Consider the following 15,350-nt stretch of genomic DNA (forward strand, 5'->3'; position numbering starts at 1 on the left):
GCGGCGGGTCAGTGGCCCTGCTGCTGGACGATCGGCGTCAAGGACCGGCGCGGGCCGGCGATCGTCAGGACCTGCTGCTGCGCGGTCGCGTTGGGACCGGCGATCACGGTATTGCCGCCGCCGTTCGTAATCGTGGTGCCGCCGTGGCGCGGGCGCGTGCCGGCGGATGACGATGCCAAGCCCGGTCCGCTCGTCGGCTGAGCGGTGGTGGCCAGCGTCACGATCTGGTGCTGGCCGACGACGCCCGGCGGCTGGCCGGCAACCTGCTGCTGCACGACATTGCCTGTGCCGAAGTCGACGCTGACCGGGCCGCCGGCGCTGTTGAAGATATAGGGCGTGTTGTCGATCACGACCGGAACGTCGTTCGCCACCGGCGCGCGGCTGGCGGCGAGGGGCTGGCCGCCGATGAAGCCCTCTAGGAAGCCGCCGTCGCCGCGGATCTGCGAGACGAGCTGCTGGTTCGTCGCCTGCCGGCTTGCCGCGGAACCGACATTGGGCGGGCCCGCCGGCGAGATGCCCGGGGTAACGTGGGTGAACGGGAAGCCCGGCGGCGTCAGCACCGGCACATTGGCCGAATTCAGCACCTCCGGGTCGATGACGACGCCGCCGGCCTCCTGGGCCGCAGCGGGCAGGCGCAGCAGCGCCAGGAGGACGAAGGCCGAAAGCCGGGCCGGATGCCACATGACGGGTCTCCTCAAGCGATTGTGAAAGCGCGCGCCGGGCGGGGCGCGGGCGGTCAATGCAGGCTCACCGGCGAGAGGTCATGCTGCCGCACCGCGGCCAGCGCTGAGTCCCGGTCAGCGAAGAGCGAGAGCGGCGTGCCGTCCGCGGCATGCACCGCATAGGCCGCGATGCCGCGAACCCGGACCGGCTTGATGTAGGCGACATACTCCATGCCCAGGGCCGCGAAGTTCCTGACAGCGACCCCTTCGAGCTTGCTCACGCCGTACATGGCTTCCTCCGTTGTTGGAACACCGGGATCGGCGTTCGTGAAAGAAGCTTAGGAGGGCGGCCGATTCGAGGCTGTGAGACGCACCACAAAATGCCCAAGGTTTCGCGCACGATCCTAGAAGGTATGGCCAGGGACAGGACCGGGCAGCCGCGGCTGCGGGCTCGAGGCATCATCGTCATCCGCGTCGTCGGGATTGTCAGCGGACTTATCGTCCTGCGGCTCGACGATCGGCGCGCGATTGTTGCACCCGGCTGAGCCGCGTCCCGGCCGACAGACGGGCCCGCCTTGTGCGCATACCGTCCTGCCATTGACCGTCTGGCAGCTCAGGGAGCCTGGGCCGGCGCAGACCATATTGTCGCCGACGGTCCGGCAGGTCAGCGACTGGGCCTGGCCCGCCCGCACAGCGACGACAGCGGCGGCGGCCAGGATCGAGAGAACGAGGAAACGGGACATCGGCACCTCCGGCCCGCGAACGAGGGCAACGGCAAAAGGCCGATCGAGCGGCTCTGGGTGGGAAGCCGGTCGATCGGCGCGTCGGAAGGGGCTTGCGCTTCGGGCGCTAATGGACGCCCACATGCTGGACGACGGTGCTGCTTCTGCCGACCGCCTGGCCGATCGACCGTCCGAAACGGACATTGGCGAGCGAGCCCTGCGCGGCCGTGACGTCGATGTTCTGCGCCGCCACGCTGTTCTGGCCGAGCGCCAGGGCGACACCGGCGCCGATGCCGATCCCGACCAGCGGGTGGCATCCTGGCGGCACTGAAGCGGTGCTCGAACGCTGTTGCACCACCTGACTGCCCGCACCGAACGCGGTCGTGGTCGCGGTCGCGACCTGGGTGTCCGACAGGGCGCAGCCAGGGCCTCCCGCGGGAAAGGCCGGGAGCGGGGCACGGTTGGCGAACTGGCCGCTGGCACCCCCAAGGTAATGAGGTTGCACCCCGCCGGTCTGTTGCGCGACTGCCGGCGTTGCCAGCAGGGCACAAGCGGCGAGGGCGGAGAACAATCGCAACATCATCTGCTTCCTTCATCAGGAATGCCCGCGTGGAGCCGCGGGCGGAGGGGCGTCGCGCTCGCCCGCTTTGATCGGGCGAGCGCGATCCGGGACCGGCCTCAGTCGCTGGTGACGGTCTGCTGGACGACCTGCGAGCCTCGGCCGCTGGCGATGGCCCGGTTGTTGCCGCCGTTCACGATGTTGGCGCTGTGGTTGATGGCGACGCCACCCAAGGTCAGCGTGTCCTGCTGCACCGCCGAGTCCCGACCGGTCGCGGCTGCGAAGTTACGGCCGCCGTTCGTGACCGCCCGGCTGTGGTCCTGGGCAAAGCCGCCGACCGTGGTCGAGCTCTGCTCGGCGAAGCTGTCGACGCCGCGGGCGATGACAACATTGCGGCCGCCGTTGGTGATCGCCGCGCTGCGATTGATCGCGACACCGCCGACCGTGCTGTTATCTTGCAGCGCCGTGCTGTTCCGGCCACGGGCGATCGCGCGATTGTTGCCGCCGTTGGTGAGGGCGAAGCTGTGGTTCACCGCCTGGCCACCGAGCGTTGCGTTGCTCTGCAGCGTGCTGGCGAAGGCACCGGGCGCGGCTGCGAAATTATTGCCGCCGTTGGTGTGGACCGTGCTGTGGTTGATCGCATCGGCATGGGCGACGGAGACGAGGGAGCCGCTGGCCGCGACGAAGGCGATGGCGGCGAAACCCGAGAAGAGCGAACGCTTGAGTGACATGGCTGTGTTCCCTTGCTGGCTGCTCACCGGAGAACCATTTCCCGGTGCATCTCGCTGACAGCCAGACCCTACCCGAGGCCACATCCGCGCTCTGTGAGCCAGCCAACACTCGGCCGCAGTTTCCTTGGGCAGCGTCCGATGCGGCTTCTAGTGCACTGACTCACACAGAAGGTGCAGGGAGGCGGCTGAGCTTGTCGAGGATGGTTTCGGCAGGCCGGCCGCTACGGGCTCTGCTGCGGGCGCGCAGAAGGCCAAAAGCATCAATCGTCCAGTCCCTTCCCATCGAGAATTTGCTGACGGCATTTTTCAATCCTTGATTCTCGAGTCTTGGATTGTTTTGGTGCTGAAAAGTAAAGGATATACGCTCTTTGTCGTCCAGGCGTCAGCGCCTCAAAGGCGGTTTTCAAGGCAGGGGTATCGTCTAATTTATTTTGAAATTCTTCCGGAACCGTAAATTCCGCGGTCTTTTTCTTATTCACTTTCAATCCAGCTTTTTCCACTTCGATGGCGTCGTGAATATAGGTTTTCAAGACGGTTTCCATCTCGACGATTTCTCGAACGCTGGTGAACCGAATCTGGCGTCCCGCCTGCACATTCTCGGTTTGTCTGATCAGAATCCCCTCGGGATCCTTCAGCAAAGCACCTTTGACAAACAGAATTGCACAGTATTCTTTAAACCCATGTATCAAAACTATATTTTTATCTCCGAGCGTGTAACAGGGGACGCCCCATTTCAGCTCCTCCGTCAGTTCACAGTCGAGAACAATCGCTCTCAATTTATCAAATTCGGCACGCCATTTTTTGACATTACTTAGATAAGCATCGACTTTTGGATTCATTTCGCTCTTTACCATGGCGGACCTGTCAGCCGATTTGCGCGCTATGGGCGAGTATGCGTCCTAATTCGGTTCCGGCCCACCAACCTATAACCCGTTAGGTGATTTTTCCGGCGCGAGGCGGACCGGGCGTGAAGATCCCCATAGGATTTCACGGGATCTTCACGCCCGGGCGCCGAACGCCATCTCGCATTTTCATGGGGCGTTTCCGGATAATCGGGGGATGAGCGAAGCTTGGCAGAGAGCGTCGCTTTTCGAGTGGGCCGCGATCCGAGCGAACGACCATGCAGACGTCCCTGGGACGGCAAAAGGCGCAGGACGCCGCGACGTTGAGGGCTTCGCGGCGGGCCCTTGGCGGCTTTGTCCTCAAGCTTATGCTTTATGCCGTCTTCGCGGTGCCGGCTGCGGTCGGCAGCGGCCATCCGTTGGTGCGGTACGTCAATAATCTGGGCGCTATCTGCGTCTTCGCCGCTGTGCTGTGCGGGTTCCTGGCCCTGCTGCAGCGGCAGCGGCCCGGCGACCGGGCGCTCAACCAATGGGACGAGGCACTGGGCTTCGCCGGGATCTTTTTCCTGCTGCGCGGTATCGCACTCGGCTGATGCGAGCGTTCGATCGGCGCGGCAGGTGTTGAGAGGCGATCATGGCGACGATCCTATGGCGACGGACGCTGAGCGCGCTGACAGCCATCGCGCTCGCTCTGCCGATGGCCGCGGAAGCGGTCGTGCCCTATCCGACCGGTGCCGTCGCCCCGTTGCAGGTCGATGCACTGCCGAGCGGCTTCGTGGCCTCGAACGTCCGTGTCGGGGAGGTCGGTCTCCACATCGTGCGCGGCGGCTACGGCGCGCGCACGGTGCTGTTGCTCCATGACTGGCCGGAGACCTGGTACGCGTGGCGCAAGGTGCTGCCGGCGCTTGCGGCGCGGGAGACGGTCGTCGCCCCCGACCTGCGCGGCCTCGGCGGTTCGACCGTGCCGGCAAACGGCTACGATGCGCTGACCCTGGCGCGCGACATCCACGGCTTGCGCAGCCAGCTTGGCCTCGGCCCTGTCCTCGTCGTCGGCCAGGGCATTGGCGGCACGGTCGCCTATGCCTATGCGCGCCTCTATCCCGACGAGGTGCGGGCGGCTGTCCTGCTCGACACGCCGCTGCCTGGCCTCGGCCCGTGGCCGGACATCCGGAGCGCGCCCAACAGCTGGATGATGGGGTTCAACGCGGATACCGATCTGGCTGAGGCCCTGGTCCAAGGGCGCGAGGATGTTTTCCTGCAAGGGGTGTTCAGCCGCACCGCGGTCGTGCCGCAGGCGATCACGGACGACGATCGGGCGGTCTATCTGCGCAGCTATCGCCTGCCGGCCCATTTGAAGGCCGGTTTCGAGCTCTATCGCGCCCTGCCTGCGGCCGAGGCGTTCGACCGGCAGCATACGGAGGCCTTCGCGCCGCCGATCCTGCTTGTCGGCGGCGACCGGGGGCTCGGTCCCTATGAGGAGAAAATTGCGGCGGATCTGGCTGCCCATGGCGTGCAACGCCTGCAGACCGCCGTCATCCCGGACTGCGGCCATTGGATTGCCGAGGAACAGCCGGCGCGCCTTATCAGCCTGCTGGCATCGCCCTTCCTCGACCAAGATCCCGGCCCGAACGACGCACCGACGCAATAGCGCGGCCGCTTCGGGTATCCGGAACCTGTCCCGCCGGCGCCCGAGCGGCTATCGTGCGGTCGGTATCGCGCGTCGATGCCGCGGGCGGTCAGCGAAGAAGGAAAGATCATGGGCGGAACGGGCTTGGCGGCGTTGGACCGGTTCGATCGTCTCTCCCTGCTCGATGGCGCCACGCCGATCCAGCGGCTCGAACGGCTGGAGCGGGCGCTCGGCCCAGCGGCAGAGGGCGTGCGCCTGTTCGTGAAGCGCGACGATCTGATGGGCATCGGCGGCGGCGGCAACAAGCTGCGCAAGCTCGAGTTCCTGATGGGCGCGGCGCTGGCGCAGCAGGCCGACACGTTCATCACGACCGGCGGCATCCAGTCGAACCACGGGCGGCTCAGCGCTGCCGTCTCGGCCCGGCTGGGCCTCGCTTGCGAATTGGTCCTGACGCGCGTCGTGCCGCGGGACGACACGGAATATCGCCGCAACGGCAATATCCTGCTGGACGGCCTGTTCGGCGCCACGATCCATGAGCTGCCGGGCAGTGCCGATGCGCTCGCCGTCGCCGAAGCGCGCGCGGCCGAGCTGCGCCGGCAGGGGCGCCGGCCCTATGTCGTGGGCTCGGGTGGCTCCTCGCCGGTCGGCTGCCTCGGCTATGCCGCCTGCGCCCGGGAGATCGCGGCGCAGCAGGCGGCGGTAGCGCCCGGCGGCTTCGCCCGCATCATCGTGCCGAACGGCAGTGCCGGGACCCACGCCGGCCTCGCGGCCGGCTTCGCGGCGCTGGGCCTCGATCCGGCGCTGGTGCACTCCTTCACGGTGCTGGCGCCCGAGGCCGCGGCGCGGTCGCGGACTCTCGATCTTGCCCGCGCGACCCTGGCCCTGCTTAGCGACACCGCGTCGCTCGAGCCGGACGCGATCCGCGTCGCGGGCGACCAGCTGGGCGATGGCTACGGCCTGCCGACCGACGCGATGTTCGAGGCCGTCCGGCTGATCGCGCGCACCGAAGGGCTGCTGCTCGACCCGGTCTATAGCGGCAAGGCCTTCGCCGGCCTGCTCGCTGCCGTGCGCGCCGGCGCCTTCCGGCCAGGTGACGCGGTGCTGTTCGTCATGACCGGCGGCACGCCCGGGCTCTTCGCCTACCGGTGTGCCTTCGATCCGGACGCCTAAGGGTCATTTCTTGACCAGCGGGCAGCTGCTCTTGGCGAGTGGCTGGAACGCCTCGTCGGCCGGGATCGTCGCCAGGATCTTGTAATAGTCCCAGGGATATTTCGATTCGGCCGGCGACTTGACGGTCACGACATACATGTCGTGCACCATGCGGCCGTCGGGCCGGATATGGCCGTTCTCGGCGAAGAAGTCGTGGATCGGCAGGCGCTTCATCGTCTCGGCCACGGTCGGGCCGTCGGTCGTGCCGGCCTCGCTGACCGCCTGCAGGTAATGCATGACGGCGGAATAGGTGCCGGCATGGATCATCGAGGGCATGGTCTTCATGCGCTCGAAGAAGCGCTTCGACCATGTCCGCGTCGCCTCGGTGCGGTCCCAGTAGAAGCCGGTCGTGAAGGTCATGCCCTGGGCGCGCTCCAGGCCCAGCGCATGGACGTCCTGGATGAACACGAGCATGGCGACGAGCTTCTGCGCCGGCGTGATGGCGAATTGTCTCGCCTGGGTCACGGCGTTCACCATGTCGTGGGTGGCACTGCCGAGCGCCACCACGTCAGCACCCGAGCTCTGGGCCTGCAGCAGGAACGAAGAGAAGTCGGCGGTATCGAGCGGGTGATAGACCGTGCCCACCATCTTGCCGCCGCTCTCGGCCACGACGTCGCTGACGTTCTCCGTCATCATCTTGCCGAAGGCATAGTCGGCCGCGACCATGAACCAGGTCTTGCCGCCGCCGGCCACGACGGCGCGCGCGGAATTGCTGGCGAGCGCGTAGGTGTCATAGACGTAATGGACCGTGGTCGGCGCGCAGGCCTCGTTGGTCAAGGCGGAAGAGGCCGTGCCGGTATAGACCACGACCTTGCTCTGCGCGCGCGCCAGGTTGGCGACGGCAAGCGCCACCGCCGAATTGTTGAGGTCGAAGATTGCGTCGACATGGTCGCGCTCGAACCAGCCGCGCGTGATGGCGGCGCCGACATCGGCCTTGTTCTGGTGGCTTGCCGAGACCAGTTCGATCGGCTTGCCCAGCGCCTGGCCGCCGAAATCCTCGATCGCCATGCGCGCCGCCTCGACCGAGCCAGGGCCGGCCGTGCCGGAATAGAGCCCGTCCATATCCGACAACACGCCGATCTTCACGCCGCCGTCAGCCGCCGCGGCGCCTGACGCGATCGCCATGGCCGCGACGATCGCGGCCGCGCGCATGCCAGCAGAAACCATCGTTCCTCCCCCTGCTTGTTCTGGTCGACGGGCCCGGTTGGTCCCAAGCTCTCGTCTGTTGGTCTCTCGTCCGTGGGTCTCTCGTCTGTTAGGGCGCTACCCGCCCAAGTGCCGCGGAAACAGCGATGTGCCGATGAAGGCGCACACGTCCTTGAGCTCGGCGCCCAGCCGGTCGATCGTCTCGGACGGATGCTGGCCGGCGATGGTGATGCCGCTGATGCCGAAGCGCGGCCGACCGGCCTGGTCGGTCACGAGGGCGGCGACCGTGACGAGGCCGCGATAGAGGTTGCCGTCTTCGCGCGCCCAGCCGCGCTCGCGGGCCTCGGCAATATCGGCCAGATAGGTCTCGAACGACGGCGGGTCCTGCCAGCGGAGTGCCCCGAAGCGGCGGCGCAGCTCGGCCTCGGGCAGGTGCGTGGCCGCGGCGAAGCAGCGGCCGACGGCGCCGACCAGCGTCGGCAGGCGCAGGCCCAGCCGCATCTCGACCCGGACGGCGGTGGCACTGTGGGCCCGGTCGACGAGCGCGATATGACCCTCGTCCATGACGCGCCACAGCACGATCAGCATGTCGTAGTTGAGGGCGAGCCGCTCGAGCTCGGGCCGGATGAGATCGGCCGGGCTGATGCCGACGAGGCCGGCCGCGAGCTCGGCGACACCCAGGCCCAGCGAATAGACCTTGTCGACCGAGTTGAACGCGACGAAGCGCGCGCGCGCCAAGGTCCGCAAGATGTTGAAGCAGGTCGACGGGCTGATGCCGGTGCCGCGCGAGACTGCGGCGACGCCCAAGGGCGCCGTCGCATCGGCCAGGTACTGCAGGATGCGGATGGCATGGACCACGGCGCCCACGTCGCGCTGGGCGCCGGCCTCGCGCTCCTCGGTCGGCGGGGCCAAGATGTCGGTCAGGTCCATCACACGGGATCCCAGCTGAACACGTCCTGGCTGCGGTCGAGCGGCATGAGGCTGGGCTTCAAGGCCGGCATGCCGTGCTCGGCGATCAAGGCCGGCGTCCAGCCCTCGCCCCGGTGCGCCGAGCGGATCGGCCGGCTCTGGCTCATGAGGAAGATCTCGTTGTGGCGCGCGGCGAAGATCTGTCCGGTGATGCCCTTGGCCGCGTCCGACGCCAGATAGACCGCGAGCGGCGCGTTCTTGTCGGGCGTCATCTGCTGCAGCTTGGCGACCCGCGCCTTCTGGTCCGGCGTCTCGGCCGGGATGGCGCTCGTCATCCGGCTCCAGGCGAAGGGTGCCACGCAGTTGGAGCGGACGTTGTAGCGCTGCATGTCGAGCGCGATCGACTTCGACAAGGCCGCAATGCCGAGCTTCGCCGCCGAATAGTTCGCCTGGCCGAAATTGCCGACGAGGCCCGAGGTGCTGGTCATGTGGACATAGGCGCCGCTCTCCTGCGCCCGGAAATGCTCGGCCGCGGCCCGGCTCACGAAGAAGCTGCCGTTCAGGTGCACGTTCACGACCGCGAGCCAGTCCTCTGGCGTCATCTTGTGGAAGATCGTGTCGCGCAGGATGCCGGCGTTGTTGACGACGATGTCGACCCGGCCGAAGGCGTCGAGTGCTGCCTGCACGATCCGCTGGGCCGAGGTCCAGTCGGCGACGCTGTCGCCGTTGATGACGGCCGCGCCGCCACGCTGCTCGATGATCTGCCGCGTCTGCTCGGCCGGGCCGGCCGACTGGCCCTCGCCGCCCAAGGACGCGCCGATGTCGTTGATGACGACTTTGGCGCCTGCCAGCGCCATGGCGATCGCGATCTCGCGGCCGATGCCGCCGCCGGCGCCGGTGACGATCGCGACCTTGCCTTCCAGCATCGCGCTGTCCTGCATAATCCTACTCCCCGTTCTTGCCCGCGCCCGCTCAGCCGGGCAGGTCGAGCACGTTCTTCGCCAGAATGTTGCGCTGGATCTCGTTCGAGCCGCCGTAGATCGTCACCGGCCGGGCCTGGATGAACAGGCCGGCCGGATTCAAGTCGCGGTTGCCCTCCATGGGCTCGAGCAAGCCCGCATTCTCGCCAGCGATCTCCAGCATCGCCTCGGTGATGCGCTGGTAGAGCTCGCTCTGGTTGAGCTTCAGCATGGAAACGTCGGCGCCCAGGAGCTCGCCGCGGCGCAGGATCTCGACATAGGTCTCGTAAAGCGCGCTGTGGTCGGCGAGATCGAGGCGGAGCCGCGTGTAGCGGTCGCGGAACGCCGGATCCTCTGAGATGCCCATGCGCTGGGCCAAGAGGCGCAGCCGGCTCAGCGCATAGGCCGACTGCTTGGGCGAGCCGATCATGACGCGCTCGAAGCCCAAGAGCGCCTTCGCCATGGTCCAGCCCTGGTTCACCTCGCCGACGAGGTTCTCCCTCGGCACGCGCACATTGTCGAAGAACACCTCCGAGAACTCGTCGTGCATGTCGAGGTTGACGATCGGCCGGACCGTGATGCCGGGCGCGTCCATCGGCACGAGGAGGAAGCTGATGCCCTCCTGCTTCTTGGCCGCCTTGTCGGTGCGCACGAGCAGGAAGATCCAGTTGGCGTCGTTGGCGAGCGTCGTCCAGGTCTTCTGCCCGTTCACCACCCAATCCTCGCCGTCGAGCACGGCCGAGGTCGCGAGGCCTGCAAGGTCCGAACCGGCGTTGGGCTCGCTGTAGCCCTGGCACCAGACATGCTCGCCTGAGAGGATCTTGGGCAGGAAGAAAGCCTTCTGCGCTTCGGTGCCGTAGCGGATCAGCAGCGGCCCGAGCATGACGATGCCGTGGTCGTTGGTGCGGGCGGCACCATGCCGCTCGAACTCCTCGGTCATGAGCAGCTGCTTCGCCGCCGAGAGGCCCATGCCGCCATATTCCCTGGGCCAGCCGGGGGCGAGCCAGCCCTGGTGCGCCAGGATCATGTACCAGGCCTTGTTGTCCCGCCAATGCAGCCGCTTCGGCGGATGGCGCAGCTCGGGCGGATAATTGGCCTCGACCCAGCGCCTGACGTGCAGGCGGAAGCTCTCGTCGTCGAGCGCGTTCAGGTCGTCTGTCGCGTTTTGAGGTTGGGGCTCGCTCGCCATGGTCATTTCCCCGTGAAGGCCGGCGGGCGCTTGCCGAGGAACGCCGCCTTGCCCTCGGCATGGTCCGCCGTCAGGAACATCGCCGCCTGCATGTCGCGTTCCCAGTCGAGCGCTGCGTCGAGCCCAGCCGCCAGATATTGCTTGGTGAGCCCAACTGGCAGCGGCGCCGTGCCGGCGAAGAGGCGCGCCCGGTCGAGTGCTGCGCCAAGCGCCGTGCCCGGCGGCACCATCTGGTCGACGAGGCCGATCTCGAGCGCCTGGGCGGCCGCCACCGGCTCGCCATAGAGCATCATTTGCCGCGCTCGGCCCTGGCCGATGCGGAGCGGCAGGCTGTGCAGCACGCCATAGTCGGGGATAAGCCCGATCTTGCCGAACGACAGCACGAAGCGCGCCTCGGCCGCGGCCACGATCGTGTCGCAGCAGAGCGCCAGGCCCACGGCACCCCCGGCGCACCAGCCCTCGACCGCGGCGATGATCGGCTTGGCACTCTTCACCATCAGGCGTACCAGCCGGTGATTGAGACGGAAACGCTCGCGCCCGGCCGCGAAATCGGCCGCGTCCATGGCCGTGATATCGCCGCCCGAGCTGAAATGGCCGCCGGCGCCGGCCAGCACGATGGCACGTACGCTCGGGTCCGTGTCGTTGCGCTCCAGTGCCTCGATGAGCGCCAATCGCATCGGCAAGGCCAGCGCGTTGCGCCGGGCGGGGTTGTCGAGCGTCAGCACGACGGCGGCGCCGTCGCGCTCCTCCTGCAGCATCTTATCGTCAGACATCGTCGTCCTCCGGCATCAGGGCCGCGAAGCGGGTGCGGTGGGTCTGGGCGGAGCCGAACGCGTTCGCCAGCACCATCGCCTTCCGCAGATACAGGCCCACGTCATATTCGTCGGTATAGCCGATGCCGCCGTGCAGCTGGATCGCCTGGCGCGTCACCAGCAGGCTCGCGTCGGCCGCGCGCGCCTTGGCACGCGACACGGCGGCGCGTCTACGGGGGGAGAGCGGCCCGGCGTCGAGTGTGGCGGCGGCACTCTCGATGCTGGCGCGGCTGAGCGCGATCTGCAGCTTGAGGTCGGCCGCGCGGTGCTGCAGCGCCTGGAAGCTGCCGATCGGTCGGCCGAACTGTTTCCGCGTGCGCAGATATTCGAGCGTCATGGCAAAGCCCTGCTCCATGACACCCAGGAGATAGGCAGCCGTCGCGAGCGTTGCCTCCTCGATCGCGGCCTCGGTCGTGCCCGGCACGGGCTCGGCTGGCGCCGCCTCGAACGTGACGGTGCCCCAATGGCCGCCGTCCTGGGTCTTGGCGCAGTCGAGTGTCACACCCGGGGCGTCGGCCGCGACCAGCGCCAGGCCTTCGCGGGTCGTGACCAGGAACGCGTCGGCGCCGGCCGCCATCGGGACAAAGACTTTTCGGCCGGTGACGCGCCCGGCGTCGAGCCGAGTGTCGGTTCCGGCCGCGACCGTGTCGGCCCGTTCCTGCCAGGCCGGCAGGATGATCCGGCTGCCGTCGACCAGCGCCGGCGGCGTCGCGTCGCCCAGCATGCGCGCCGCCATCGCGCCGGTGACGAGCGGTTCCGGTACCAGGCCGCGGCCCAGCTCTTCGGCCAGTGCACAGAACTCGGCCATACCGAGCCCCGCGCCGCCCGCGGCCTCAGGCAGGCGCAGGCCGATCCAGCCCATCTCGCCGATCTCGCGCCACACATCGCGGTCGAAGCCCGGCATTCCGAAGCGTAGCGCGCGGATACGGGCCAGGTCGCTGCCGCGCGGCACCACCGCGGCGGCACTGTCGCGCAGCATGCGGATATTGTCGGCGCGCTCTTCCGCGACGCTCATGGGCGCACTCCCTCGAATTCGGCGCGGCCGTTGTTGACGACGATTTGGTCGCGCTCGACGACGCGGGCGCGGAACGCTCCGTCGCGCCAGATCTCGGTACGGATCGTCTCGCCCGGGAAGACCGGTGCCGTGAAGCGCAGGGCGAGCGAGCGGCAGCGCGCCGCGTCATAGTCGCCGAGCGCGCGCAACAGCGCGTGTGCGGCGACGCCGAGTGTGCAGAGTCCATGCAGGATCGGGCGCGGGAAGCCGGCCTTCTCGGCCGTGCCCGGATCGGCGTGCAGCGGATTGTCGTCGCCGTTCAAGCGGTAATAGAGCGCCTGTTCCGGCCGGGTCGCGAGATCGATCGTCCAGTCGGGCGCCCCCTCCGGGATCGGGTGCGGCGGCTTGATCGGTCCCGCCGGCCCGCCGAAGCCGCCGTCGCCGCGCAGGAACGTCGTGCTCTCGGTCACGGCCAGCAGGTCGCCGGTCGCGGCGTCGATCACCTGCTTCTCGCTATAGAGCAAGGCGCCCTTGCCGGCGCCCTTGTCGACGAGGCCGATGACGCGCGTCCGGCCGATGATCTCGCCGTCGACGGGCAGCGGCTTCAGCAGGCGGATGCCTTGCTCGCCATGGACGAGGCGCACCGCGTCGACGCCGGTGCGCGGGTCCCGCAGCCAGAAGCCCGGATGGCCCAGCACGACCGCCATGGACGGCAAGGCCTTGAGCGCCCGGTGGTGATCGACGTAATCGAGCTGCCGCCGGTCGAGCGGGTCCTGGCCGAGGCCGACCGAGAGCGCGTAGAACACTGCGTCCCGCGGGGTCACGCGCTGGCGCACCTCCGGGATCGGGAAATTCATCAGATGGTCGTGGTCGATGGCCATCAGTGGGCTCCCAGTTCGATGACGGCATCCAAGGCATAGGCGCCTTCGCCCGCCGGCAGCGCCACGACCGGGTTGAGGTCGATCGACGTGAGCCGAGGGCCCGCCTGGTACGCCAGCACGGATAGCCGCGCCAGCATGCGTGCCAGCGCCGGGATGTCGGCCGGCGGCCGGCCGCGGGCGCCCAACAGCAAGGGGGCCGCCTTGATGCTGCGGATCATCTCGTCGGCGACATCCTCGCCGAACGGGCAGCGCCGGAACGCGACGTCGCGCATCACCTCGACGAAGATGCCGCCGAGGCCGAACATGGCGATCGGCCCGAACACCGGGTCGCGGTGGATGCCGAGGATGCATTCGACGCCGCCGTTCAGCTGCTTGGCGACCAGCACGCCCTCGAGGCGCGCGTCGGGCGCGTGGTGGCGTGCGCGCTCGATCAACAGGGCGAACCCGGCGCGGACATCGTCCGCCGTCGCGACGTCGAGCAGCACGCCGCCGATCTCCGACTTGTGCAGGATGTCCGGCGACAGGATTTTCATCACGACCGGGAAGCCAAAGGCGCTGGCGGCCTCGACTGCGGCCTCGGCCGTGGTGCAGGCGCGCTCCGGCGCCGCCGCGATGCCGGCCTCGGCCAAGAGCCGCTTTGCTTCGGCCTCGTTCGGCGTCTCGGCCGGCAGCGTGATCGGCGGCACATCGGGCGGCGGCAGGCCGGGTTCGTGCGCGAAGGCCGCGCCGAACTTGCCCATGGCGGCGATCGCGACGGTCGCGCGCGTCGGGTCGCCATAGACGCTGAAGCCCTCCGCCTCGTAGCCGGCGACGAGCTCGGGCGAGGCCAGGACCGAGAGCACATAGAGCCGATCGGGATGGCGGGTGCGCACGCCGCCCAGCTCGCGCCTAAGGCCGGACGCGATCGACGCCGCCCAACCGGTATGGGTGAAGAAGGCGAGCACGGACGAATAGTCGCCGTCGGCAACCATCGCCTCGGTGAACTGGCCGACCAGCGAAATGTCGTTCAGGGCCTGGGCCGTGCAATCGACCGGATTGGCCGGGGCCGCGTAGGGCAGCAGCCGGGTCAGCCGCTCCTGTGCGGCGACCGGCATCGGCGGCATGGCGAGCCCTAGCTCCTCGGCAGCGTCGCTCACCAGCACGCCGGCGCCGCCCGAAACCGTGATGACGCCCAGCGTGTTGCGCGCCGGATAGATGCGCCGGGTCGCGAGCTGGGCGATATCGAGCAGCTCCTCGGTCGTGCGCGCCCGCACGGCACCATATTCGGCCAGCACCGCATCGGTCACCGCGTCGTCGCCGGCGATGGAGGCGGTGTGCGAGCGGGCGGCCGCCTGGCCGAGGCGGCTGCGGCCGACCTTCATGACGACAACTGGTTTCTTGGCCGCACGCGCCGCCTCGAGGGCGGCCAAGAAGCTCTCGGCATCACGGATGCCCTCGAGATAGGCGGTAATCACGTCGATGTCCGGGTCCTCGGCCATCCAGCCGATGACGTCGCCGACCGTGACGTCGGCCTCGTTGCCGGTGGTGACGCAGACCGGCGTGCCGAGCCGCCGCTCGCGCGCGACGGCGAAGACGTGGGTGCCATAGGCGCCCGACTGGCTCGCGATGCCGATGCGACCCGGCGGCGGATAGCCGGTCTCGAGGCTGGCCGAGAAGATGCCATAGAAGCCGATGCGGTCGTTGAAGGCGCCGAGCGCGTTCGGGCCCAAAAGCCGCATGCCGCCCACGCGCGCGGCCGCGGCCATGCGCGCCTGGAGGGCGGCACCCTCGGCACCGACCTCGGCGAACGCGGCGGAAAACACGATCGCGCCCTTGACGCCGCGTCCTGCCAATTCTTCGACCGCCGCGACCGCCGCCTCGGCCGGTACGGCGACGATCGCCACGTCCGGCACCTCGGGCAGGTCGGCGATCGACGCGAAGGCCGGCAGGTCCTGGACCGTCGCCCGGTTCGGGTTGACCGGCATGATCCGGCCTTGGAAGCCGCGCCGCAGCATGGCGGCGATCGGCCGGCCCCCGATGCGCGTCGGATCGCTCGACGCGCCGATGATGGCGACCGAGCGTGGCGCCAGGAGGCCGGTGAGGCTGGAGAACCGCTCCATGGCGCTAGT

General features: G+C 68.5%; 16 protein-coding genes. 3 read left to right on the top strand and 13 right to left on the bottom strand.

All coding sequences use genetic code 11. The features are described 5' to 3' along the window. Window positions 1-8: 8 nt before the first annotated feature. The 5 genes from IEY58_RS10695 to IEY58_RS10715 all read right to left on the bottom strand — a co-directional run bounded on the left by IEY58_RS10695 (window position 9) and on the right by IEY58_RS10715 (window position 3,513). Window positions 9-683 carry a hypothetical protein gene (locus IEY58_RS10695; protein ID WP_189045486.1) on the bottom strand — a complete coding sequence of 225 codons (675 nt, stop codon included), beginning with the start codon at window positions 681-683 and terminating at the stop codon, window positions 9-11. Window positions 684-736: 53 nt separating this feature from the next. Beyond that, the gene (locus tag IEY58_RS10700; RefSeq protein WP_189045488.1) at window positions 737-952 is read right to left on the bottom strand and encodes a DUF1150 family protein; all 216 of its coding nucleotides are present in this window, start codon (window positions 950-952) and stop codon (window positions 737-739) included. Between the two features lie 559 nt (window positions 953-1,511). Then, the gene (locus tag IEY58_RS10705) at window positions 1,512-1,967 is read right to left on the bottom strand and encodes a hypothetical protein (protein ID WP_189045490.1); all 456 of its coding nucleotides are present in this window, start codon (window positions 1,965-1,967) and stop codon (window positions 1,512-1,514) included. Window positions 1,968-2,062: 95 nt separating this feature from the next. Further along, window positions 2,063-2,674 (bottom strand): hypothetical protein, encoded by a 612-nt coding sequence (locus IEY58_RS10710; RefSeq protein WP_189045492.1) that lies wholly within the window; start codon window positions 2,672-2,674, stop codon window positions 2,063-2,065. Between the two features lie 260 nt (window positions 2,675-2,934). Next, window positions 2,935-3,513 carry a YdeI/OmpD-associated family protein gene (locus IEY58_RS10715; protein ID WP_229743646.1) on the bottom strand — a complete coding sequence of 193 codons (579 nt, stop codon included), beginning with the start codon at window positions 3,511-3,513 and terminating at the stop codon, window positions 2,935-2,937. 281 nt (window positions 3,514-3,794) lie between these two features. On the opposite strand from IEY58_RS10715, the gene IEY58_RS10720 reads away from it, so the two are divergent. From IEY58_RS10720 to IEY58_RS10730, 3 genes are all read left to right on the top strand, one after another. Beyond that, window positions 3,795-4,109, top strand: a complete 315-nt coding sequence (locus IEY58_RS10720) for a hypothetical protein (RefSeq protein ID WP_189045496.1) — start codon at window positions 3,795-3,797, stop codon at window positions 4,107-4,109. A 41-nt stretch (window positions 4,110-4,150) separates the two neighbouring features. Beyond that, window positions 4,151-5,164 (top strand): alpha/beta fold hydrolase, encoded by a 1,014-nt coding sequence (locus tag IEY58_RS10725; protein ID WP_189045498.1) that lies wholly within the window; start codon window positions 4,151-4,153, stop codon window positions 5,162-5,164. Between the two features lie 108 nt (window positions 5,165-5,272). Beyond that, a complete protein-coding gene (locus tag IEY58_RS10730; RefSeq protein ID WP_189045500.1) occupies window positions 5,273-6,313 on the top strand; it encodes a D-cysteine desulfhydrase family protein in 1,041 nt (346 codons plus the stop codon). A gap of 3 nt (window positions 6,314-6,316) precedes the next feature. Here IEY58_RS10730 and IEY58_RS10735 read toward each other — a convergent pair whose 3' ends face one another. The 8 genes from IEY58_RS10735 to IEY58_RS10770 form a co-directional block, all read right to left on the bottom strand. Then, the gene (locus tag IEY58_RS10735; protein ID WP_189045502.1) at window positions 6,317-7,519 is read right to left on the bottom strand and encodes an ABC transporter substrate-binding protein; all 1,203 of its coding nucleotides are present in this window, start codon (window positions 7,517-7,519) and stop codon (window positions 6,317-6,319) included. 96 nt (window positions 7,520-7,615) lie between these two features. Beyond that, window positions 7,616-8,428 (bottom strand): IclR family transcriptional regulator, encoded by an 813-nt coding sequence (locus IEY58_RS10740; protein ID WP_189045504.1) that lies wholly within the window; start codon window positions 8,426-8,428, stop codon window positions 7,616-7,618. Next, complete coding sequence (locus tag IEY58_RS10745; RefSeq protein ID WP_229743647.1) at window positions 8,428-9,348, bottom strand: SDR family NAD(P)-dependent oxidoreductase; 921 nt, start codon at window positions 9,346-9,348, stop codon at window positions 8,428-8,430. The genes IEY58_RS10740 and IEY58_RS10745 overlap by 1 nt, the downstream gene beginning before the upstream one ends. A gap of 31 nt (window positions 9,349-9,379) precedes the next feature. Then, window positions 9,380-10,555: an acyl-CoA dehydrogenase family protein gene (locus tag IEY58_RS10750; RefSeq protein ID WP_189045506.1), complete on the bottom strand. Its 1,176-nt coding sequence runs from the start codon at window positions 10,553-10,555 to the stop codon at window positions 9,380-9,382. A 2-nt stretch (window positions 10,556-10,557) separates the two neighbouring features. Next, window positions 10,558-11,328, bottom strand: a complete 771-nt coding sequence (locus IEY58_RS10755) for an enoyl-CoA hydratase/isomerase family protein (RefSeq protein WP_189045508.1) — start codon at window positions 11,326-11,328, stop codon at window positions 10,558-10,560. Continuing rightward, window positions 11,321-12,382 (bottom strand): acyl-CoA dehydrogenase family protein, encoded by a 1,062-nt coding sequence (locus IEY58_RS10760; protein ID WP_189045510.1) that lies wholly within the window; start codon window positions 12,380-12,382, stop codon window positions 11,321-11,323. The genes IEY58_RS10755 and IEY58_RS10760 overlap by 8 nt, the downstream gene beginning before the upstream one ends. Beyond that, on the bottom strand, window positions 12,379-13,242 hold the full coding sequence (locus tag IEY58_RS10765) for a MaoC/PaaZ C-terminal domain-containing protein (RefSeq protein WP_189045512.1): 864 nt from the start codon (window positions 13,240-13,242) through the stop codon (window positions 12,379-12,381). Before IEY58_RS10765 ends, IEY58_RS10760 begins: the two co-directional genes overlap by 4 nt. After that, window positions 13,242-15,341: an acetate--CoA ligase family protein gene (locus IEY58_RS10770; protein WP_189045514.1), complete on the bottom strand. Its 2,100-nt coding sequence runs from the start codon at window positions 15,339-15,341 to the stop codon at window positions 13,242-13,244. The genes IEY58_RS10765 and IEY58_RS10770 overlap by 1 nt, the downstream gene beginning before the upstream one ends. Window positions 15,342-15,350 lie beyond the last annotated feature (9 nt).

Origin of the sequence: Aliidongia dinghuensis (assembly GCF_014643535.1) — a bacterium.
In the GTDB taxonomy this organism is placed as follows: Bacteria; Pseudomonadota; Alphaproteobacteria; order ATCC43930; family CGMCC-115725; genus Aliidongia; species Aliidongia dinghuensis.